This is a genomic window from Flavobacterium sp. S87F.05.LMB.W.Kidney.N (assembly GCF_004366435.1).
Lineage (GTDB): Bacteria > Bacteroidota > Bacteroidia > Flavobacteriales > Flavobacteriaceae > Flavobacterium.
Window position 1 is genome coordinate 21546 of the sequence record NZ_SODX01000003.1, and the last position, 23195, is coordinate 44740.

General features: G+C 32.7%; 20 protein-coding genes. 5 read left to right on the plus strand and 15 right to left on the minus strand.

What is annotated here, in order from left to right; all coding sequences use genetic code 11:
* Nucleotides 1–142 precede the first annotated feature (142 nt).
* The 5 genes from EDB96_RS09445 to EDB96_RS09465 all read left to right on the plus strand — a co-directional run bounded on the left by EDB96_RS09445 (nucleotide 143) and on the right by EDB96_RS09465 (nucleotide 10585).
* Entirely contained in the window at nucleotides 143–3727 is a 3585-nt protein-coding gene (locus EDB96_RS09445) for a SusC/RagA family TonB-linked outer membrane protein (RefSeq protein ID WP_134140413.1), read from the plus strand.
* A gap of 17 nt (nucleotides 3728–3744) precedes the next feature.
* A complete protein-coding gene (locus EDB96_RS09450; protein ID WP_134140416.1) occupies nucleotides 3745–5151 on the plus strand; it encodes a RagB/SusD family nutrient uptake outer membrane protein in 1407 nt (468 codons plus the stop codon).
* A 65-nt stretch (nucleotides 5152–5216) separates the two neighbouring features.
* Complete coding sequence (locus EDB96_RS09455) at nucleotides 5217–6419, plus strand: TlpA disulfide reductase family protein (RefSeq protein ID WP_134140418.1); 1203 nt, start codon at nucleotides 5217–5219, stop codon at nucleotides 6417–6419.
* A gap of 152 nt (nucleotides 6420–6571) precedes the next feature.
* On the plus strand, nucleotides 6572–7708 hold the full coding sequence (locus tag EDB96_RS09460) for a TlpA disulfide reductase family protein (protein ID WP_134140420.1): 1137 nt from the start codon (nucleotides 6572–6574) through the stop codon (nucleotides 7706–7708).
* Between the two features lie 87 nt (nucleotides 7709–7795).
* Nucleotides 7796–10585 (plus strand): M16 family metallopeptidase, encoded by a 2790-nt coding sequence (locus EDB96_RS09465; protein ID WP_134140422.1) that lies wholly within the window; start codon nucleotides 7796–7798, stop codon nucleotides 10583–10585.
* A gap of 270 nt (nucleotides 10586–10855) precedes the next feature.
* Here the strand turns inward: EDB96_RS09465 and EDB96_RS09470 are convergent, their stop codons facing one another.
* The 15 genes from EDB96_RS09470 to EDB96_RS09540 form a co-directional block, all read right to left on the minus strand.
* Nucleotides 10856–11326, minus strand: a complete 471-nt coding sequence (locus EDB96_RS09470) for a phage holin family protein (RefSeq protein ID WP_134140425.1) — start codon at nucleotides 11324–11326, stop codon at nucleotides 10856–10858.
* 91 nt (nucleotides 11327–11417) lie between these two features.
* Nucleotides 11418–13106 carry a fibronectin type III domain-containing protein gene (locus tag EDB96_RS21140; protein ID WP_208326191.1) on the minus strand — a complete coding sequence of 563 codons (1689 nt, stop codon included), beginning with the start codon at nucleotides 13104–13106 and terminating at the stop codon, nucleotides 11418–11420.
* A gap of 29 nt (nucleotides 13107–13135) precedes the next feature.
* Nucleotides 13136–13804, minus strand: coding sequence for a hypothetical protein (locus EDB96_RS09480; protein WP_134140427.1), 669 nt, complete (start codon nucleotides 13802–13804; stop codon nucleotides 13136–13138).
* A gap of 15 nt (nucleotides 13805–13819) precedes the next feature.
* The gene (locus tag EDB96_RS09485; protein ID WP_134140429.1) at nucleotides 13820–14899 is read right to left on the minus strand and encodes a hypothetical protein; all 1080 of its coding nucleotides are present in this window, start codon (nucleotides 14897–14899) and stop codon (nucleotides 13820–13822) included.
* A gap of 181 nt (nucleotides 14900–15080) precedes the next feature.
* The gene (locus tag EDB96_RS09490; RefSeq protein WP_134140430.1) at nucleotides 15081–15383 is read right to left on the minus strand and encodes a hypothetical protein; all 303 of its coding nucleotides are present in this window, start codon (nucleotides 15381–15383) and stop codon (nucleotides 15081–15083) included.
* The gene (locus tag EDB96_RS09495; RefSeq protein WP_134140432.1) at nucleotides 15370–15657 is read right to left on the minus strand and encodes a hypothetical protein; all 288 of its coding nucleotides are present in this window, start codon (nucleotides 15655–15657) and stop codon (nucleotides 15370–15372) included. The genes EDB96_RS09490 and EDB96_RS09495 overlap by 14 nt, the downstream gene beginning before the upstream one ends.
* Nucleotides 15658–15838: 181 nt before the next feature.
* Nucleotides 15839–16183, minus strand: coding sequence for a hypothetical protein (locus tag EDB96_RS09500; RefSeq protein ID WP_134140434.1), 345 nt, complete (start codon nucleotides 16181–16183; stop codon nucleotides 15839–15841).
* A gap of 3 nt (nucleotides 16184–16186) precedes the next feature.
* Nucleotides 16187–16513 carry a hypothetical protein gene (locus EDB96_RS09505; protein ID WP_243839327.1) on the minus strand — a complete coding sequence of 109 codons (327 nt, stop codon included), beginning with the start codon at nucleotides 16511–16513 and terminating at the stop codon, nucleotides 16187–16189.
* Nucleotides 16514–16658: 145 nt separating this feature from the next.
* Nucleotides 16659–17141 (minus strand): M15 family metallopeptidase, encoded by a 483-nt coding sequence (locus EDB96_RS09510; RefSeq protein WP_134140439.1) that lies wholly within the window; start codon nucleotides 17139–17141, stop codon nucleotides 16659–16661.
* A 368-nt stretch (nucleotides 17142–17509) separates the two neighbouring features.
* On the minus strand, nucleotides 17510–17707 hold the full coding sequence (locus EDB96_RS21200; protein ID WP_243839328.1) for a hypothetical protein: 198 nt from the start codon (nucleotides 17705–17707) through the stop codon (nucleotides 17510–17512).
* 323 nt (nucleotides 17708–18030) lie between these two features.
* Entirely contained in the window at nucleotides 18031–18549 is a 519-nt protein-coding gene (locus EDB96_RS09520; protein WP_134140441.1) for a hypothetical protein, read from the minus strand.
* Nucleotides 18549–20762 (minus strand): nucleic acid/nucleotide deaminase domain-containing protein, encoded by a 2214-nt coding sequence (locus EDB96_RS09525; protein ID WP_134140442.1) that lies wholly within the window; start codon nucleotides 20760–20762, stop codon nucleotides 18549–18551. Before EDB96_RS09525 ends, EDB96_RS09520 begins: the two co-directional genes overlap by 1 nt.
* Before the next feature lie 40 nt (nucleotides 20763–20802).
* Entirely contained in the window at nucleotides 20803–21147 is a 345-nt protein-coding gene (locus tag EDB96_RS09530; RefSeq protein WP_134140444.1) for a hypothetical protein, read from the minus strand.
* Nucleotides 21148–21393: 246 nt separating this feature from the next.
* Nucleotides 21394–21819, minus strand: coding sequence for a hypothetical protein (locus EDB96_RS09535; RefSeq protein WP_134140446.1), 426 nt, complete (start codon nucleotides 21817–21819; stop codon nucleotides 21394–21396).
* 103 nt (nucleotides 21820–21922) lie between these two features.
* Nucleotides 21923–23092 (minus strand): DUF2586 domain-containing protein, encoded by a 1170-nt coding sequence (locus EDB96_RS09540; protein WP_134140448.1) that lies wholly within the window; start codon nucleotides 23090–23092, stop codon nucleotides 21923–21925.
* Nucleotides 23093–23195 lie beyond the last annotated feature (103 nt).

A 23195-nucleotide genomic window follows, 5' to 3' on the forward strand; every position in this document is an offset into this window, starting at 1 on the left:
TAAAAAGCGCCTATGTAACAAAAGTCCAAAAATGAAATGGATCGTTATTTATAAAAAAACCGGAAAATGCGCCAACATTTCCCGGTAGAGTAAATGCGGTCAGTTAATTAACCAACCAACATTAAAAAAACATTTTAAAAGTATGAAAAAAGTATTGAACAAAATCAGGTTCGACAAGCCTTTTTTGAAATTTGATTTGAAGATGAAATTGACCACATTATTTTTATTCACCGCCTTAACAATAATGCACGCCGGAACTACTTATTCGCAAAAAGCTAAAATCTCTTTTAGTGCTAATAATATGACTGTTGCTAAAGCTATTGAAAAGCTCGAATACACAACCAATTACAGATTTGTTTACAATGTAAGATCTGTCGATTTAAATAGAATCATTACTATTAATGAAAGTAATGTTGCTATTGAGACACTCTTAAATACCATTTTTGGAGATACAGGAACTGACTATAAAGTTTCTGGAAATCATATCGTTTTAATGGCTAAAAAAGCTCCTGAAGAAAGAACAGTAAAAGCCGAAGCAGACTTTATCGTAAAAGGACGTGTAACCGATGAAAAAGGTATGCCTCTAGTTGGCGCCGCAATTTCTGATAATGGTTCGGGTAGAGGCGTTCAGACAGATTTTAATGGAGAATATCAAATTATAGCGGTAAGCAGCGAAACTACTTTAGCATTTGCTTATTTAGGATATGTAAGACAAGAAATTAAAGTTGAAGGAAGAAGTGTTATTAATGTTGTATTGAAAGAAGATGTACTAGAACTAGAAGGTTTAGTATTAAAAACTGGATATCAAAATATTGATGCGGAAAAGGCTACAGGATCTTTTTCAAATTTAAAAGCTGCAGACTTTAAAGAACAACGTTTAAGCAGTATAGATAAAATTTTAGAAGGACGTATCGTAGGATATCAGGATGGTAAAATTCGTGGAACGACTTCAATGACTGGGTCAACAGCGCCTTTGTATGTTATTGATGGGTTTCCTGTTGAAAACACTAGGCTAACTCCTTATAGTACACTAGAAGAAAATCTTCCAAGTCTGAACTTAGAAGATATTGAAACGATAACGGTTCTAAAAGATGCTGCGGCTTCGTCTATTTATGGTGCTCGTGCCGCAAATGGAGTTGTCGTTATTACAACTAAAAAAGCAAAAGCAGGAAAAACAACTATTTCATTTTCAAGTAATTTAACGGTTACTCCTTATAGAAATTATACCGGAAACCTTACGAGTTCTGCTGATATTATTGGTTTAGAAAAAGGATGGGCAGACGGAAATCCTAATTTAAAAACGGCTAATGCAAGTACGTATGCACAATCATTGCTAAACAATGCCGTATTTACAAGTTTAGGAATGCAGACTATTTTAAATGGTTATGCAGGAAAAACTTCAATGGCAGAAATGAACAGTCGTTTGGATGCGCTTGGTTCTCAAGGTTATAAATATTATGATGATATAGCGCGATATGCAAAACGCGATCAATATTTTTTGCAGCATAATCTTAGTCTAGGAAAAGCGACAGAAACGAATACTTTCAATGCTTCTTTAACCTATAAAAATAATCAGCTTGAAGATATTTATTCTGAAAATGAAACAGTCGGTCTTAATTTAAAAAACTCAACTCAAATTAACAGCTGGTTATCTTTAGATTTAGGGACTTATGTTAATTTCGGAAAAGGAGATACGCAAAGTTACAACCCTATTAATTCGTCTTCCAGTACCCTTAATGCGGGTTATAAACATCAGCCATACAATCAATTAGTTAATAATGATGGAACTAATTTTGTATCTACACCAGAATCTCGCTACAATAGTTTTACACTTAATTCTATAAAGAATTATGGTCTTTATGATATGAACATCACTCCGATGGATGAGTTGGGGAGAAATTTAATTGAAAGCAAAAATTTCTTAAACAGGACGTATGCAAAGTTTAATGTGAAATTTAGTAACGCATTTACATACAATGCAATGTTTCAATACGAGTTTGGTTCAGATCGTGCTAATCAATTATTTGGTAAAGACTCTTATTATGTAAGAAGTAAGGTGAACGGAATGGTGACAATTGCCAATAACAAAGCTGTTTATAATTTACCATACGGAGATATTATAAAAGAAACCAATCAGTATTCTAATGCTTATAATTTCCGTCAGCAATTAAACTTCAATCAGACTTTTGCCGAAAAGCATGATTTTTCTGCGATTGCAGGTATGGAAATCCGCCATTCCAAACAAGAATATAAAGATAATACACGTTACGGATATGATTCGCAGACTTTAGGTTTTGCGCCAGTCAATCAAGCTGATTTATTAAAAGTGTACGGAACTGTTTTTAGTGGTTATATGTCACAAAACGAGTTTTCATTAGAAAAAGAATTACAAAATCGTTTCGTTTCGGTTTATGGAACTGGAGGTTATACTTATGATAAAAGATATACACTTTCTGGAAGTATTCGCTGGGATCGTTCTAACCTTTGGGGAACAGACAGTGAATACCAAAACAAACCAACTTGGTCAACAGGAGCCGCATGGAATATTGACAAAGAATCATTTTTTGATGCTGCATGGGTAGACGGGCTTAAACTTCGTGCTTCATATGGTATTGGAGGAAATATCGCTAAAGATTCTGCGCCGTACTTAACAGCATATTATAATTCTAACTCCAATGTTGGAGGAAACCAGGGAACTGTAAGCAAGAGACCAAACCCAGAATTGTCTTGGGAAAAAACAACGACAACTAATATCGGTTTAGACTTTTCATTTTTTAAGAGCAGATTAGGCGGAACTCTAGATTTATATAATAAAAAAGGAGAAAATTTGTTAGCGAGCAGCCAAGGAATTCCAACAGAAGGATGGGGTTATTCGACTTACACGCTTAACAATGGGGAAATGACCAACAAAGGTATCGAAGTTACTTTAAGAGGAACTATTGTAAAAACGCCTTCATTCTCTTGGGATGCATCTGTTTTATATGCTTACAACAAGAACAAAGTCGATTACGTAAATGTAAAAGCGCCCGTTTATTACCTGCAATTAGATTACCCACAGGCTTTTCCTAGAGTTGGAACAAGTTTTAATTCTATTTATGGTTACAAGTGGGCTGGCTTAAGCAGTACAGGAATACCTCAGGTTTATGATGCTTCTGGAACGGCAGTAAAATACAATCCGGGACAAATAGATGCTATTCAGGATTTTGGTTCAACAGTTCCTACGCACAGTGGATCTTTCCATACTTCTGCAAATTATAAAAACTTCTCACTTTCAGCACTTTTCATTTACGAACTAGGTCATAAAATTAGAAATACGTTTCTGCCAATGTTAGATAATGTTTATTCGGGTGCAATGGGAGGTTATATTACCAATATTTCAGTTGTTAATAATCATATTGCAGACCGTTGGCAGCAGCCTGGAGACGAAGCTTTCACAAATATTCCGAGAGCAGTATACGAATATGATCCAGAATTTAGCTCAGATTCTCGTACTATTTATTCCTATGCAGATATTAATATTTTAGATGCATCGAATGTAAGATTAAGCAACATTTCATTGGCTTATCAAATGCCAAGTGACATTATAAAAAGAGTAAAATTAGACGGTGTACGTTTCAATTTAAACGCAGAAAACGTATATACTTTTGCTAAAAGCAGAGATGCAAAGTATCTTTTAAATGGTTTCCAATCTCCAAGTTTTGTTTTGGGTGTAAACGTTAATTTCTAATTTATAAAGACTAGACGATGAAAAATATATATAAAAAGATTGCGTGCTTATTGGCTTTAGGATTGACTTTAGCATCTTGCGAAGATTATTTGAGTGACATTCCAAAAGGATCAAAATCACCAACAACATTAGCAGATTATGAAGCTTTTTTACGTGACGAATACACAAATCATAGAGTTGATATTACTGGAGCTTCACAATTATTAAATGACCAATATGTAACTGTTGCCTCTTTGGCAAATAATAGGTTATATGCTGCCAATTATATGTGGGACGAGAATGCAGACCGTATTGCATTGAAGGTATCTGATGAAACGATGTATTACTCAAGTTATGCTGGAATTTCGACATTTAATTTAATTATTGAAAATGCATTAAGTACCACTCAAGCAACGGAAGCAGAACAAAGAGTAGTATGGGCAGAAGCAAAAGTACTTCGTGCCATGAATTACTTTAATTTGGTGAATTTTTATGCAGATACTTATGTAGCTTCATCAGCTTCAACAAAATTATCAGTTCCGTTGATAACAAGTGCCAATATTAATGCACCGAGCAAACAAGTAACGATTCAGGAAATGTATGATTTCATTTTGAATGATGTTAAAGAAGCTTTACCCTATTTGTTGAAAGTTTCTCAAACGCCTTTACATCCAAATTTAGGAGCGGGTTACGCCTTTTATTCAAGAGTTTATCTGCAAATGAATAATTATACAGAAGCGTTAAAATATGCAGATTTAGCATTAGCAGAAAATAATAAATTGTATGATTGGATTGGATATTACAATACCAATAAAGCAATTATTGATGTTCCAAATTCTTATACTGCAACAACTTCTCCTATGGGATTTAACTATGTAGAAAATTATAATTATCGTCATGGTATTACAAATAATTTATCGACAGAAAATAGTATTCCAGTAGAGCGTGCACAGCGTTTTGAAACTGGTGATGCCCGTTTTATTTCTCGTTGGAAAATTTACACTGTTGGTGCAGAAACCTATTACAGAAGAACTTTGTCTGGCTTTTTTAACTTTGGCGGAATCACAACTGTAGAAGTTTATTTAATTAAAGCTGAATGTCTGGCTCGTGCAGGACAAATTAGTGAGGCGCTGAATGTTTTAAATACAGTTCGTAAAACTCGTATTCTTCCAGCTTCTTATCAGGATATTTCGACTACAGATAAAACAACAGCTTTGAATGCTATTTTCAGAACAAAAAACAATGAACTTACGAACACATTGATTCCTTTTGCAGACGCACGCCGTTTAAATGCAGAAGGTGTTTATAAAGTAAGTTATACTAAAACAGCAAACGGAACTACGTACACATTATCATCAGATTCTCATTTATGGACAATGCCATTTCCACAGGGAGCAACGCAAAATCCAGGAAACGGAACGATAACTCAAAATGTAGCGAAGTAAAAATCCCAAAGCTTCCTGAGTAAGAATCCCGAAAGGGAAGCTTTATTAAACATCAATCAAAAAAAATGAATACAATTAAATACAAAGTATTAGGATTGTGTGTATGCCTATTTGTAATTTCAAATAACGGTATTGCACAAAAGAAAAAAGCAATAGCGCTTGCACCAGCTTCTTATTCCATTGAAGGAAATATTACTGGTCTTGCAGACGGAACAACAGTACAATTAACACCGGGCGCAACACATTCTTCTGAATCGCCAGTCGCTGAAACAACCTTGAAAGAGGGTAAATTTACCTTTACAGGAAAATTAAATGAACCGCGTTTTTTTTATCTGGTTTTTGGAAAGAATAAAGGATATATTCATTTAATCGTTGAAAATTCTAAAATAAAAGTTACGGCAGATGGAGAAGTTTCAAAAAGTGAAGACGAGCGAATTAACTTTAAAAATGAAGTTATTACAGGTTCTAAATCAAACGACTATTATAAAAAGGAAACTGCTTTTAAAGCTGAATTAAATAAAGATTACGAAAACTATCATAAAGGTACAGAAGAACTTGGAAAACTATATTCGAAAGCCAGAACGTCTGGAAATAAAAAGCTGATAGACTCTATCGGCAATTCTCCAGAATGGAAAAAATTCGAAGCAGATGAAAAAGCATTTTTTACCAAAGTACAAAAAACAACAACAGATCTTATCGCCAAACATAAAACAACTTGGTGGGGACCTTTTTTCATGATGACCCAATACAGTTATTTTACGCCAGATCAAAAGCCGCTTTTTGAGCAATTTTCTGAAACGGCAAAGAAAAGTTATTACGGACAATTGGTAGACAAAGATTTGAATCCTAAATCTCTAATAGGAACAAGTGTTGCTAATTTCGGATTAAAAGATAAAGACGGAAAGGCTTGTACAGCTAAAGAAATCGTAGCAGGAAAAAAATATATCTTAATTGATTTTTGGGCTTCGTGGTGCGGTCCATGCAGAAAAGAAATTCCGAATTTAAAAACAGCTTATTCTGAATATGCCGATAAAGGATTTGAAATTTTAAGTATCTCAATTGATAAAGATGAAAAAGCCTGGCAGAAAGCACTAGGAATAGAAAAAATGCCATGGCACAATCTTTTAGACGATGATAAAGTAAGTAAATCGTTTAACGTAAAAACAATTCCAGCCACTTATTTAGTAGATAGTAAAGGTATAATTATCAGCGATAATTTAAGAGGTGCAGAATTGGAAGCAAAATTAAAAGAGCTTTTGAAATCTTAATTATTAGGAATTAAAAATTGAGAATTAAAAATTAAAAAACACTTGATCAGAAGTATAACTATGTTTGTTTTAATAAATGAAATGTATTTTTTAAAGCTTACAGCATCTATGATTCTACGTGTTTAAATAAAAAATAACAACAAAAAAATAACATGAAAAGTACAATCTTAAAATCAGGTTTGACTGCTTTGGCATTTATAACCGCGCTTTCTTCTTGTTCCAAAAAAGAAGGATTTACGATCAATGGCACAATCGTAGGATTAGATAAAGGAACGGTTTATCTGGAAAACACAGATGAAAAAGGAAACAAGAAAATAACCGATTCCGCACAAATCAGTCCAGAAGGAGCTTTTACTTTTACGGGAAAAGTTTCAGAACCATTGCTGCATACTATTAAACTAAAGGGAGAAGAATACGGTGCCTATTTTCTTTTGGATAATGAAGATATAAAAGTAGAAGCTAAAAAAGATTCCATTTTTAAAGCTAAAGTTAGCGGCGCGACACAAAACGATATTTATAAGTCGTATTATGATAACGAATTCAAAAAAATACAAAACATCGCTGGTCCTATTTACAAATTGTCTGATTCTTTAACTCAGAAGGGAAAAGTAAAATTAAATGCAGAACAGCAAACTGCAATGGATAAAAAATGGAAAGATCTTGCCGCTTTCGCTGATGATTTAACCGACAAGTTTATCCGAAAAAATAAAGATAAAATAGCAGCTGCTTTAATAATTAATGATCGAATTGTTTCTTACGGAACTCCAGCACAAGTAAAAACGTATTTTGCTGTTTTGTCTCCAGAAGTACAAAAATCATTTTACGGAAAACAGTTAAAAGAAGCCATTGATCTTAATGATAAAACAGCTGTTGGTTCTCAGGCACCTGAATTTTCTCAACCTGACGTAAACGGAAAAGCTGTGAAATTAGCCGATTATAAAGGAAAATATGTTTTGGTTGATTTCTGGGCAAGCTGGTGCGGTCCATGCAGAAAAGAAAATCCAAATGTAGTTTTGGCTTATAAAACGTACCATGATAAAGGATTTGATGTTTTAGGAGTTTCGTTAGATGATAAAAAGAAACTTTGGGAAAAAGCAATTGAAAGAGACGGATTAACGTGGACTCATGTTTCTGATTTAAAAGGCTGGCAGAACGAAGCTGCCGTTTTATACGGTGTAAAAATGGTTCCAACCAACTACTTAATTGGACCTGACGGAAAAATCATTGCCAAAAATCTTAGAGAAGCTGAATTACAATCAAAATTGAAAGAAATCTTCAGTAAATCTTAAATTAGTTTTCAGTCACAGTTTTCAGTTTCCAGTGGAACTGCGACTGAAAACTGTGACTGAAAACTAAAAAAATAACATCACAAAAAAATGAAAAAATACATCTTTTTGGGCTATTGCTCATTAGCTTTTTGTACGCTTGTTTCTGCGCAGAATAAATCGGTTAATTTTAAGAAAATTAAAGAAGTCGGCGGAATCGAAGAATATTTATATCAGCCCAACGGAATGAATATCTTGCTTTTGCAGGACAACGCTTCGCCAGTTGCAACGGTACAAATTGTATACCGCGTAGGATCAAAACATGAAGTTTTAGGAAACACGGGATCAACGCATCTTTTAGAACATTTAATGTTTAAAGGAACTCCGACTTTCAACAAAAAAAACGGAAATACAATTACTGATGTCCTTCAAAATACAGGCGCGCAGTTAAATGCGACAACTTGGTACGACCGTACCAATTATTTTGAAACACTTCCGAGTGATAAAATCGAATTGGCGATTCAAATCGAAGCCGACAGAATGCGAAATTCTTTATTATTAAAAGAAGATAAAGAAGCGGAAATGACAGTTGTGCGCAACGAATTTGAACGTGGTGAAAACGATCCGAACAGTTTATTAGATAAAGAAATCTGGGCTTCTGCTTATATTGCACATCCATATCATCATTCAACAATTGGATGGAAATCAGATATTGAAAAAGCGCCAATTGAAGTCTTAAAAAACTTTTACAATACCTATTATTGGCCAGATAATGCAACTTTAACAATTATCGGAGATTTCAAAAAAGAAAATGTTTTTGAATTGATTGAAAAGTATTTCGGAAAAATTACGAAAGCGCCACACGTCATGCCACAGCCATATACAGAAGAGCCTCAGCAATATGGAGCTCGTAAAATTGTGGTTAGAAAACCAGGAGAATTGGGCGTTGTAAATAAAGCCTACAAAATTCCAGGTGCATTGCATGAAGATCTTCCGGCATTGAATATTTTGGGAGAAATCATTGGTTCGGGTCCTTCGGCTATTTTAAACAAAACTTTCGTTGATACCCGAATGGGAGTTTATACGTATGCAAATGCAACGAATTTTAAAGAAGTCGGACTTTTTACCATTGGTGTTGGTTTTCCAACCACATCAAAACATGAAGATGTCGATGCTAAAATCACTGAAGTTGTAGCTAAAATTCAGAAAGAAGGCGTAACACAGGATGAGGTAAATCGTGTTGTGGCAAAAATTAGCGCACAAACAATCTTATCTCGTGACGGTTCTGGTGTTATTGCTTCCGAATTAAACGAAGCCATTGCAGCTGGAGACTGGACAGATTACATTACAGGAGTTGACCGTTTGAAAAAAGTTACTCCGGCAGATGTTATTCGCGTAGCGCAGCAATATTTAGTTGAAGATCAAAGTACAACTGGATATTTTATTCCGAAACAGTCAGGTTCTCAAAATAAAGAAACAGCTCAGGCAAATAATTTTTTACCAGAAAACGGACCATTTTATTACAGACATTCAGAGGAAGGACATGTACAGGAAGAAAGTTTATCTGTTGCTGCTTCAGCAATAAAAAATATTTTAGAGGTAAGTATTTCAAAAGAAAATATTGAAAAGACAGCTTCCGCTTATAAAAGAGAAAAGGTATCAGGAATAGATGTAGTTTCGGTTAAAACTTCGGCTAAAGATTTTGTGACAGTGGCAGCTAGCATTTCGTTAGGAAATTATTCGGGAGAACATAAAAACCCGATTATTCCAGCTTTAACTGCTTCTATGTTGTCTAAAGGAACAACTTTAAATGATAAATTTAAATTCTCAGAAAAGCTTCAAAAACTAGGAGTAAACTTGAATGTCAATGCATCAACATTTAAAATAAATATTGGATTTAAATGTTTGAAAAAAGATCTAGATCAAGTAATTGCTTTATTGGCTGAAGAATTGAGAAATCCTCTGTTTGATACAAAAGAGTTTGAAAATTTAAAACAACAGTTTATCGGAAACACACAACAAAGTTTAAACGATCCAGGCGAAAGAGGAAGCATTGCTTTATCTCAAGCCATTTATCCAAAAAACAATCCAAATTACAGCTTGAACGTTGAAGATAATATTTCGAATATTAAGATTGCAACGTTGGATGAAGTTAAAGCTTTCCACAAAAAATATTTCGGAACAACATCAATGCGTCTGGTAATTGTAGGAGACACAGATGGAGCGAATTTAAATGCTTCATTAAAAAAATCTTTTAAAAATTGGAATGGGGGAGTTGCGGAAAACTTGAAATTTGAAGAAGCTTCAAAAACTTCGGCTAAAACAGAAGTCGTTACAATTCCAGAAAAACCAAGTGCAGAATTGTTTATAGGACAGTTTACAGGTTTAAAAAGAGCAGATGCAGATTATATTCCGTTTTATATTGCTAATTATACTTTGGGAGCTGGTTTTGCAGGACGTTTAATGCAGACAGTTCGCGATAATGATGGTTTGACCTATAGTATTTCGTCAGGAATTGGCGGAAATATTCAGACAGGTGGTTACTGGTTTGTAAATGCTTCTTTCAACCCAGCGTTATTTCAAAAAGGTTTAGACGCGACGATGGTTCAAGTTGATAAATGGGTAAAAAATGGAATTACGGCAGAAGAATTAGAAAACAAGAAAACCAACTTAATCGGCAGTTTTAAAGTTGGAATGTCCACGACAAACGGAATGGCAAGAACAATTTTGAGTTTTATAGAAAGAGGTTTAGAGCCAAACTATATTGACCAATATCCAAAAGATATTCAAAAAGCAACTTTACAGCAGGTAAACGATGTGATTAAGAAATACATCCAACTGGATAAAATGATTATCATTAAATCTGGTTCTCTTGACCAAAACGGTAATCCGTTGAAGTAGTTTTTTTAAGTGGCAGTTTACAGTCACAGCTTTCAGTTAGTAACCTAATCTGTAAACTGTGATTGTAAACTGAGACTAAAATCATCAATCAGTAATCGTCTTTCATTATTTCATTTTAGAATCTGAATTAGTAAGCCATTTTCTATGAAAGACCTTTTAAGAGCTGTCGGCAAGCAGCTCTTTTTTATTTGGATTTAAGCTAAAACTTTCTTTATGAAAAGTTTTACGATCTTTATTTTTTAGATTTGTTAGTACAAAAATTTACTGTAATTATTTTCCCAAATGATATTTTGGATCAATTGCCATTAGTAATTTTTTAAAGAGCTGAATTAAACGATTTCTAATGGAGTTGAGAATTAGTGTTATAGCATCAAAATTTTCTACTTCTTTTTTTGCTTTTATTGCTATAATATTGCTGATTATAGAGATACCATCACTTACAATTAATAAATTCATTACTGCGGTTACAAACCAATTAAAATTGTAATTAAGCCCCTTACTCATTAAAGCCAAAGCAGTTGGAATTAATAAGACAGCTAATTTAGAAACAAAACCTACTGCTAGTTTTTTGAAACTAAAATGATTATTGAGTACTATAGTTTTGATAATTCCTAGAAAGGTGTCCATTATCATTAAGTAAAACAATACTTTAACAATTCCAGTATCCATTTCTAGGTACATAAAAATTCCGTAAAGTAATAGTTTTAATTCGTTTGAGTATTCTGAGATTTTATTTATCATGACTTTTTGCTTTTAGAAATTTTATTAAAGTTTTTAGATAAAATCTTTTGGGGTATGAAGCCCCAAAAGATTATTTAGTCACACATTCTATTTACAAAATCCTGCCTGTTACTGTGACAGTATTACTGTAAGGAGATGTGTATCCATTAGAATTAATTCGAATTTGGTATGAATAAGTTAAACCATTTGATAATTTATCATAGTAAAAGGTATCAGTTGATGTTTGAACAAGCATTGGTCCTCCACCATTTATACTGCGATATAATTCGTAAGTTAATGCCCCAGAATCAATAGAGTTAGGCCATTGAAGTATCATGTTTTCGCCTCCATAATAAGCATGCTGTAATGTAGGAACTGTTGGCTTCACAGTGGCTGCATTTATAGTTGTGGGATTGGATAAATTTCCAGCAGCATCTTTTGCTCTGACCTGAAAACTATATGAAGTATTGGTTAATAGTCCTGTAACATTATAAGTTAAAGTGTCTTTTGCTAACTCGGTTAGAGGAGTTAGACTATTATCTTTATAAATCAGATAATTAGTAACGCCTACATTATCTGTAGATGCTGTCCAGCTTAAGGATAATGAGCTGCTGGCAATATTTGAAACTGTTAGATTTTCTGGACTTGTTGGTGCTATTGTATCCACGGGACCAGTAATATTTCCTGTATATTCTATGAAATGAACGATATGATAAGGGTTAAGAATATTTACTGCAGTTGGAGAATTTCCTTTATTTACTGCATTTAAATATTCTTTTTCTCCTCCATATTCTATATCTGTTGCATTAATATATCTATAATCACCTCCGCTGTTGTCACCTTTAGATACTGGTAATGTCAGATCTAACTGAGGAATGTTTCCTTGTGTCAATATTTTATTTTTAGAACCACCATCCCTTATGTTCCAATTATTAAATTCGGATTGATTATTGTCAAAGCCAATAGCCATTCTTCCTCTTAAAGGAACATATTCTTCCCAGCCTTCTGGAAAAGGAGCAGGTTTCCCCCAAATAGCGATCATACCAATTGGAACTGTAGAAGCAGGTCTATCTTCTAAAATGGTAATACGATTAATTAAAGATTCAAGTAGAGTACTGCTTTTAACAACTTGATTTTGATTGTTTACTGCTAATAAATAATCACTTGTAGTTCCTGTATTTAAGTTGTTTAAATATAGATGATGAGTTCCAAGATTCAAATCTCCCTGCATTGCTTTTGAGCCATCAATTGGAAGATAAGATTGTTTAATAGTGTTAATATTTGTTTCAATTGAGCGAATATTTCCTTCAACAGCAGTAACATTAGCTTTTATAGCATCAATATTATCTCCAACTGCTTTTAGAATTTCTTCTATAGATTTTAGATTTTTTACAATTACAAAATCTTTTAAATCATAATAATTAACTGCTTGGTTATCATTTGTTACTGGAGTTCCTGCATCACCTACATATTCTGCTTCATAATCAGTATATGCAGTTTGTGAGTTTCCGTCTCCGTAAGTTAAATTGGTGGTAGTTTTGGTTGTTTTTAAGTAATTATTTGTAATTCCTGTTTTTATTGGATACAAAATACCTTCTCCTGTTTGCGTAGGTTCGTGAATAACTGCCCAACCTCTGGTTTTATCAGTAGCATGAGCTATAATATAATTTTTGCCTTTTTCAATACTTAAATGTGCTTTTATAGCTTCATATAATTCAGATCTGTAAGCTGTCTGAAGCCTTTCTAAAGTTTCCTGCTCGAGAGGAAAACCTCCGGGATGACTAAAATTTACTTGTTTCATTTTTTATTGATTTATATTATCTGTTGTTTTTATTTTTGGATTTCATTTTTTGATGTGTAACTATAACTTTGGTAACTTTTGCCTGCTAGTTTATAAAAGTTAAGAAGATTGTGATACTCGGCCGAAATGATGTTAATTGCTTGCGTTTGCTGATCAGGAGAATTTCTATGCGTTTCAGCCACTATAGTTTGGTTGGTAATTAAATTTTCTGGAATAAAAACTCTAAAATTCGCATAAGAAATTGTGGTATAATCTTCTCGATGAGCTAAATAAACAGGTTTGTGATCTCCGTTTTCATACTCGTAATTTCTAAAAATTTCAAACATTGGAATTCTTAAATCACCTTTAACGATCGTTCCGTCAGAAGATTTGTCCGGATTATAATATTCTTTGTGCAGATACAAATATTGTAATGAAGGTTTAATCGATTCATCAATATAAATTAATCCCTCTTGTCGTTTTTGCCCGATGCTTAAATTTGGATTGTAATTTTTGCTGATGTTAAAAGCTTCGTTAAGTACTTTCTCCAGATAAATTACCTGTCCAGTATGCTGCATTTTATAAAGTATGCTTTCATAAAGAGAATGAAGCGGAGTTAGCAAAACATCAAGCCACTCTACATGTGTTTTTTTTCTGAGAATAGGGGGGATGAGCCATAGCAAAAGCTTCTCCCATTTTAAAATTGTGTATGTATTCATTGTAAAAGTATTAGGCTATTGTTTGTCGCGGTAAAATGTATAAGGAATGTAGTTTACTTCAATTTCCAAGGCATCCATATCAAAATATCCGGCTTTAGGAATAAAATATTCTATTCGTGTAACATCCGTTAAATCGTTATTGTCATCGTCATTTGGATTTTTCGCAATAGAAGTTTCAACTTTATTTAATATCGGAATTTTAATTCCTTCCGCTTTTTGAATAGCATCAACCAAAAATGTTTTTACGAAAGCACCATTAAATTCAATATTTTTTAAGTGGTCTTTAACTGCATCCAATACAGGAAAAATGGAATTATTTAAGATTAATGAACCGTTTCTTATATCTAAAGGTTCTGCCAACAAATCTTCTTCGTATTTTTTTAATTTGGCCTGTTCTTCTGCTTCTAAAGTTCTGTTTAAACTTTTTAACTGATAATATTCAATGTCTTTTGGATTGATATAAATGCTCAAAGGATCTACATAAACATTTAAGTTTAATTTTAAAATATCACCATCATCAGAAGTTATATAAACCTGATTTCCTGCGTCTTTAATTCTAGCGATGTATTCCTTAAAAGCAAAAAGCTCATTCGGAACATCAATTCTTGAAATTTTGTCGTCCTTTTCCGTGGCCACTTTTATAAAAACAACCCCGACTTTATTATGGAAATAATCAGAAAAAATTTCTTTTACTTTTTTTTCAGGGTTGAGTACTGTTTCCAGATCAATTTCGCTTACAGCACAATGTTTGATTATTTTAGATTCTTCAATTTGAGTCTCAGAAAGGTTTTTAGTGTCAAACTGATAAGAACCATCTTTCCAGATCAATGACATTCCGTTACTGGAATTTGGATCAAGAGGAGAACCATAATGAAAATTTAAAGCCTGTTCGCGATACCAGTTTAAGGTATGTGGTCTAGATATTAGGGCGTTTTTCTCTACTATTTTTTCATGTACCCAAATAGCGGTCGCTACGATATTTACCCATAGTCCCCAAATGCTTGTTTTTGAGCTGCTGTTTAAGCCATTGAGGGAACTTTGTTTCTTTTTTTCATTCAGAATTTCATCCTGAATTTCAGCAATTGTACGTGCCATATTTTATTTTTAGATATAGTTTAGCCTGTAAGACATGTTTAATATGCTTATAGATAATTGTTTATGATGATTTGTGAATTACTACAGGGCTGTAGTTTTGTTTTAGAAGTCCTAAAAGAGAGGATTTGAATGTAATGTGATCGTGAATGAATTTCAATTCAGAATTTATATTTGGAGATTTTTAGTAAATAATAAAATCCTCCTCAATAATCATATAGTCAATTCCAGAGAAGTTGTTCAGTAAATATTGTTCTTCTTCACTAATTGAAGTGGCAGGTTTTAAATTTCGCGTATTGTAGTATTCTACAATATCTTTTTTAAAAGCTTCCCTTCCGATTTTTAATTCGTTATAAACAGAAATATCTTCTGTAAGGTCGAATTTGTCATTGTCTTCTAAAAGGTCAAATACTTTCTCAATGCTTCCATATTCTTGCAGAGAGATGTCAAAAATGTTTTGATTTTCTTGTGGTTTAATAGTTTCCATCGATTTTAATGTTTTGTAAATCGTTGACATCTAATGTTTTTACATGAAAATTGTCATACGATAATTGTTTGTCTATTTCGTTTTCTAGTCTCAGCCTGGAAGTTGCATCCGGGCTGTTGATGTATTTTTTAATTCCTACTCCAAGAATAGGAAACTCTTTATAACTTCCTTTCTGGCTTAACAATAGATGCTCTATATTTTGCTGATCAGCGTCTTTAATGGCAAAATCTCCATTTGTAATTAACAAGTCTTCATCTATTATAAAATCTTTCATATGTCGTTATTATTATTTGTTATTGATTAAACATCTTTGAATTTGCGCGCCGTACTCAAAAGATGCTTTTTTTGATACTGTAAAATTAAGCTATGCAGATTCTTTTATCAAGGTTTTAAAGCTTAGTAATCAGTAGCTTCAGTAAGTTCTGCAAGTTGTTTTTTTAGTTGCTTTTTTTGATTTAAAAAGTATTTTTAGCAGCTGGAATAATCAGGTTCGTAATTATTTGAATAATCATTTTTATAATATTATTTTTAATGGTATTCAGTTTTATTTTTGAAATTCCTGCTGTTTGTAATGCCTGCAGTGCAGTTAAATCAAGCTGACTTTTTAAAAGCCATTCGAAATCTTCTTCGGTTAAATCTCCAGATGAAAAAAGAATAATCCAGCGTTCCAGTTTTTCTTTCGAAGCTTCCAAAAACAAGTTGAGATCTTTTTCCAGCTGAGGTTTAATATCTTTGTAACTGTTTGTTAGAATAGTTTTTAGTTCTTTTTTTAAGTTTTCTATTAATTTATCTTTGTCCATTTTTTATGTATTAAGATTTATAAGCTCTATAAGTTCATCTTTTGATTGTTTATCTTTTTTGATTTCATACTGGATAAGTAAATCAAAAGCTTCTAAAATTTGTTTCTTCGATTCTTCTGAAAATGATTGAGATACAATTCCTTTTGTTTCCCAACGTTTAAAAAATCCTGCTACTAGATTTTTTTCTTTATCATTAAGTAATTGCCACATTTGAAAAGTGATTTCATTGTCAGGTTTATTTTTTTCGTATTCAACAAGTTTTTCAATGTTCAAAAACAGTTTGTCAATATCTTCTTTGTTTTCAGAATAGAGGATTGTAGATTTATTCATTAAACTGACTGTTTCGACTTTCAATTCTATTGTTTTTTCATAAGAATACTGATCGAACAATGCGGTTCTGGTAGAGTTACAGGATGAAATTGCAAGTGAAAGAATAAATAAAAAAGCGAAATGTTTTAATTTTAAATACTTCATATTATTTGTATAAGATTACATAATTTTTTTTATCACGTTTAAGTCGGCTGAGCAGTTTCCAGTCGTCATATCCCTTTTTGTCAAAATGAGGAAGATCTTTAAACGTTTTCCAGTCGCCACCCCAGTTCCAGCCATTTTTTTTGAAGATGTCCACACATTCCTGCCAATCCGAAATCTGATCGTCGTCCCAGTCTTTTGCCGTATCCCATGAAGCAGTTTTTCCGTCAATAATTAGGCAGATATCTACAGCAAATCCGTAATTATGAATAGATTGGCCTCCTTTGGCATTCGTTACTTTTTTTCCAGGTTTGGTTCGGCCAAAAGCATAAAGATCCTCTTGCTCCTGAAAAGTTCTTAGACCTTGAGTAATGCGTACTTTTGCTCTTCCGGTTAATGCGAGATCACATTCTTCGATGATTTTAGTGACTTCTTCCCTGACGGAAGGATGAAGCAAATCAATGTGTTTTTTTGTTGTTTGGTCCATATTTATATTTATTAATGATTTAAGAATAAAAAAGCCTTCCCAATTGTTTGAAAAACAATCAGAGGATGAAAATGCAATAAAAATATTTATGTGTTTTTAGAATTTATTTTTGATTAAAAAGAAGGAAATAAATTCTGAAAAAATCTTTTTTTTAATCTCGTTTGGAGATTAAAAATGTGGTTTTAATTACAATGTAAAAATAAGCGGAAGTTGGCTGTTTTAGAAATAATATGGCATTGTAAAACAGTAGTTTCAGTAGATGAAAGAATGTTTTTTGGAAGGTGTTTATGGAGTGAAATTATAAAAAAATAACCCGTATTTCTAAAACTGAAAAACGGGTTTATGATTAAGAGGTGCAATAATATTGATTAATAAGAACCATCAACTTCTATATATCCTGCTTTTTTCATTATATAAAGTAACTCTAAAGTTTCTGCATCAAAATAAGCAAAACAAAACATTCCTTCAAATAGTGAAATAATTTCACCTTTTTTATTGTATTCTATTTGGTCTTCAGTTTTAAATGAAACAACATATACTTCTTTTTGTGTTTTTCTATCTCTCAAAACAACTAATTCTTTATATCACAATCTAAACCAATATCTTCGTCATATGAAAAATTATTCTTTGCTATCCATTTTTTTAAGGACTCCACTACTTGTTGTTTTGGATTCATATTTTACTGTTGGTTTTTAGAAATGAAATCTTTGAAATCTTCCATGAACTCAATGAATTGATTAAAAGTCCAGCTGAAATCTTCTTCCTCTTGAGGTGTTCTCCAGTCGAAAAAATAAACATATTCTTTATCTCTTGAAATTGCTAGGTTTCTTGAACCGTACAGGCATATGTGAATTTTCTTCGTAGTTTTATAGTTTGTAATTTAATTTTTTTAAATAAACCCTAACTCCATTTCTTCTATAGAACTATGCCAGAAATCGGTATTAACATCATTTTTTTCTACAGATATTAATCTGTTTTTTAACTCATGAGCATATTTCTTGTGGTTTAAATAATATTCTCCTAATGTTTGAGGAATTTTTATTTCATGGTGAAAGCGTGTAAATGTGTAGATATATTCAAGATATGTTTTTAAATCTTTATTGATAGTATAAGTTAATATTTCTTCGCTATAGTGAGTTCTCCCTATTATTTTTTCGGTTTTTATGTCTATGCACAACGCAAATGGTTCATTAAAGAAAGTATTTTTAGTACCAAATTTCAAATATTTGTTATCTAATAATTCTACGTTTCCAAAAAATTCATAATCTCCCCCAAAAGTGTGATGATTAGGTAATCCTATTTGGTATAATATATAAGTTGTTTCTTTGGATAGACCATCTATTAAATTACTATCTTTAAATTTTACTAGACTATCGGAATAGTATTTTTGGATTTCTGTTAAGCTCATTATTCTTTAATTAATTTATCTAAATCTCTTTGTCTCTTTGTTCTAGACTTTAATCTAGATGCAATTATTTCTGGAGTATCTCCTACACCACCGGTCCCGGGATATTTATAACTATATTCAACTTTTATATTTGGAAAATTATCCTTTAAAACCTTTTTGCATTGAGATTGTCCTAAACTACAGGGCTCTAATTCTGAATAGATTTTCTTTACATTTTTATATGGAATATTATTATCCCTTAACCATTTCATCCCTAATATTTCTGCATGTGTTGTACTCTCAATTTCTGTAGAAATAGCTTTATACTGTTTTGCCCCGTCTGTATCAATAAACTTGAACACTGCAATATTTCCGCCATGTTTTGGCATTGCTAAAGATTTACGATGTTCGATTGCTAATTTACTCATTTTTGATTCTCCTAAAGGGATTTGTATAAATTTAGTTTCTACAAGTACTTTTTTAGTTAGAATATTTTCAGCAGTGTCTATAAATTCAGCATATTGTTCAGGATCTCCTTTTTGGTTTTCTTTAAGAAATTTTTTAAACTCCTTCTCTGTCATCTTACAAACATCTTTCCCTGTTTCAGCTTTTACAAGTTTATTGGCTTCATCTGTAACTTTTTTTATTTCTTTCGCATCTTCAACTGTTTCTGACAATTCAGCTGCGGCATTTCCTTCTCTGGCTATCTTTGACATATTTGGTAATCCAAATGAAAAAAGGTCAACTGTTACGCTAAAACCAATCCAGAGATTGGCCAACCAGCCATAACCATTGTCATGTAATTTCTGTAAAGTATCATTGCTGAGCATGGCATAATGGGCAACATCTTTTGCTAAAACAACACCTGCTAATGTCCTTGCGGCTATTGGAGCTCCTTTAGCTAATAGAATACGTAATGCACCGTAAGCAGACAATAAACTCAGTAAATCTGTAGCAACATTAAACAAGTCCCAGTTAGATTGTTTAGTTGACATATTATGGATTTTGAGAGCAAGAACAAAAGTGTTATCGTCACCCACTTGTTCGCCTAGTTCACCTAATTTGGTTCCGAAGTTTAATTTTGCAAGAGGATTAAAAGGTCTATTTAGAATATAATATTTTGGTATGTATACTTCAGAAACTCCAGGCGGATACATTCTGTCAAGTTCTTTTGGATTATATGCTTCTCTAGGTTTTCCGACCAATTGAGTCGCATCTTTGTAATTATTTAATATTATTGTTTTTCCTGACCATTCCGTTTTTATGTGAGTATCTCTAAACAAATAATAGCTATTGTCAAAATAGACCGTTTCTGTTGGTTTTGTGTTGTCAAACTCAGAGACTAATCGAGTTAAAAAACGAAGTAAATCCTGTACTTCTTCGCCGTGAAGTTTAGAATATATTTCATACAGTAAATCAGTATCTTTAAGTTTTAGATATAACTTTTGCCTGTCTTTTATTGCGTAAAGAATTTGGAGGACAGCTTTATCTTCATTTGTATCAAAGTCTGTAAGAGCCGTCATTCCTTCAAATAAAGAATTGTCTTTTAAAATAAGATTAAGATGTCTATATAGTTCCTCGTCATCCATTTTGCCAAATAGAGTTTTGGGCAACGATTCATAAATTACATCTAATTTATTTGGGTTGTCATTGGCTTCTTTTATCTTTTTACGATATAAATCAATAATTATTTGTTCGTCACTAGTAATTATAACTCCTAATGAGTCTAGTAAGGTAAGAAAGTGATCAAAATCGTAAACGATAAATTTGAAAGCAATTTTTTCAAGATTATGATCGAAAATGGCTAAAGTAAATTCAGTATGATATTTGCCAATTTTTATATTAGGTTTAAAAGTTTTTGGAATTAAGTTTAGCCCTAAAAAATAGTTCCATTCTAAATGTATGGCTCCTGTTTTTTGCGTTCCATGACTGTCGTTGTAAAACATAATTCCAGTTTTTTCTGGAGTACTGTTTGGAAGTCCTATAAAATCACTGAAAAGCATTTTTGGATAAATTTGCTTAATGTTTCTTTTAATACAATCTATAACTTCTACTATAGAAATGAAATAAGCGGTGTTAGTGATTTGTGAACTTTTAAAAGAATCAACCATTATTTTTGCATTCCTATCATCCTCAATCTGCTGTCGCCAAATGTTGAGCATAATTTGTCTAAACCTTGCCATTTCAGAAGCGCTGGTGTCATTTAGTTCTATAGTATGGTTTTTAATAATCATGATTTTGGTTTTTACAGAAAGGGATAAAAAAAATATGCTTTTATAGTATTTCTACTTTTACGGGTTTTGGCTGAATATGATCTGAGAAAGCGGTTGTGATATTAAGTCGTAAATCATCTTCCTGCTCGATTTTTCCATCGCCTCCGAGATAACAATTTTTAAAAAGGACTTCAAGCGCTTTGAATTCATCCATTTTTGAAGCCTGTAAAACAGCAGAACGAATACTCATGTCTGGTTTTTTGAAATAAGCAAAAAGGGTAGTGTCATCATCGTCTTTAATAGAAAGTTTAACCACTTTTTTATGTTTGTATTTCCATTGGTTAAATTGTGCTTGAGTGATATTTCCATCAAGAATTTCTGTATTTTCTGGTGTTTTTGTTTTCATGTTGAAAATCGATTTTATTAAAAAAAGAGGCTGCCTGAGCTTTATTTCAGGACGAAATGCTCAGAGCAGCCTTCTGAAGTAAAAAATTGTTTAAAAACGGACTGCTAAAAGAGCAGATAAGAATAGTTTGCATGCAAAAATCATGTTGCTCAGAACTTCTTTTTTGCGTAAAGCATGGTAAAATTGGTTTTCTCTTTTGGGTCGGTTTTTAAACAATTTTATAGTTAAGGAAAGTATTTTAATAGATTAGTTCCATTCAATATGAGAACAAATCAAATCGAAAGAAACCGCAATTTTAGTATCTCCCTGGCTAATTCCTCTGCTGTTTGAATTGAATTCGCAGTTTCTGATGGTATGTGTTATTACTTCATTACTGTCGTCTAAGTAGCTTACAATGATACTAAAAGGATTAATATCTTGTAATCTTTGACCTTTTGGTAAAGCGGCCAATATAGCCTCAACTTCATAATTGTATAAAGTCATAGAAGCTTTGGCTTCATATTTTCCTCTACCTCTGTGTACAGGCATATCGCCCGCACCATAATGGTTTTCTTTAGAAACTGAGTCGCTGTAGTTTACAGCAGTAATTCCTGTAATAATATTTCCTGCAATGCTTACTTCAATTGATGACCAGCTGTGTTGTTGTCCGTTAATTAATGGCAATTTATTCATATGTCGCTTTTATTTGTTTTCATACCTGTAATAACTGTTTACGGCTATCACATTATATTATCGTTAGAATTTAAATTTTTTTGGGAATTGTAATTTGTGAAAATTATGCCTTATCGATTCCGAAAGGATTTTTAAATCCTAAATCGACCACAATTTTGCGGGCAGTTCCAACAGGAGTGATTTCTGCTTTTACTTTTAATTCTGAAGTTGCTAAGATGTTTTGTTTTGGATCTACATAAACATCAAAAGCAGATACTTCCTGATTGGCAACCATGCCTTCTAAAGCGTTTCTGCATAAATCCTCGAAACTTTTAGAAACCGACTGCGGTAATTTACCATCAATGTCAACTAAAACCGGAGAAGCCAATTTTGGTAATAAAGCAGTACGCAGTAATCGGGTCGCTTTGTTTATAGTACGGTTATTCTCGATATAGGCAAAGTCTGAAGTTGCTGAGGTGCAAGTGTGGCTGTCATTAAAATAAACCCCCGCCAAACCAGTGTGAGTCTGCGTAAAAATGTATCTTTTATCATTTAAAGTTCTTAAATCTCCAAGTGATTTAATTTCTTTTCCACCCACAAAACCTGGTTTTGCAAAACCATTTCCTGTAAGATTGAATTTTTCAATCCAAGCAATATTTTCAGATACCTTTGCTTTAGACAAAGCTCCTAATGCTAAACCAACTGCAGCAGTATTTTTGTAATAAACTGCTTTTTCCACATCCATTGCAACTACTACAGATACATTTTCTGAATTTAGTTCTGCTAAAGACGGTGAGGTAGCCTCTGCTGCAGTGTCAAAACCTTTTCCTTCTAAAAGGATTTCAAATGGCATATAATCAGTGTAAGCAAGGTTCGCTTGTTCTTGTGCTATTGCTAATGCTGCTTTTGTTTGAACAAATGTTGTTTCGCTAGAGCAGATAATCGCCATTTGACGAATGTTTCCATTTGCTTTTTCCTGCATGTCTATTGCCTTTTTTACAGTGTCGGCAAACGATGCTGCATCTACAACCATAATGTACAAATCGCCTGAAGGATTCATTCTAAAAAACTGCTGAATTTGGTAATAGGCAGATTGTCCGCTTAAGTCGTAACTTTCTGTAATGCCAAGGTCTTCTGCATCTTCTAATGAAGCTAAGCGCTCGATTTTGTCAAATTTTAAATTTAAAGTTTCTTCACCGCTAAAAAGTAATCCTGAAACCATGTCCTGTTCTGGATTTCTTCTTCCTAATCCGCCTGAAAGTTTGTTAATTGCTACATCGTTTAATGTACTCATAATATAATTATTTTTAATTGTTTAATTGTGTTTTAGTTTGCTGGATAAAAGCAAAAGAGTGGCCGTAACAAGTTGTTAAACTTGTTAATATGAATGTTATAGT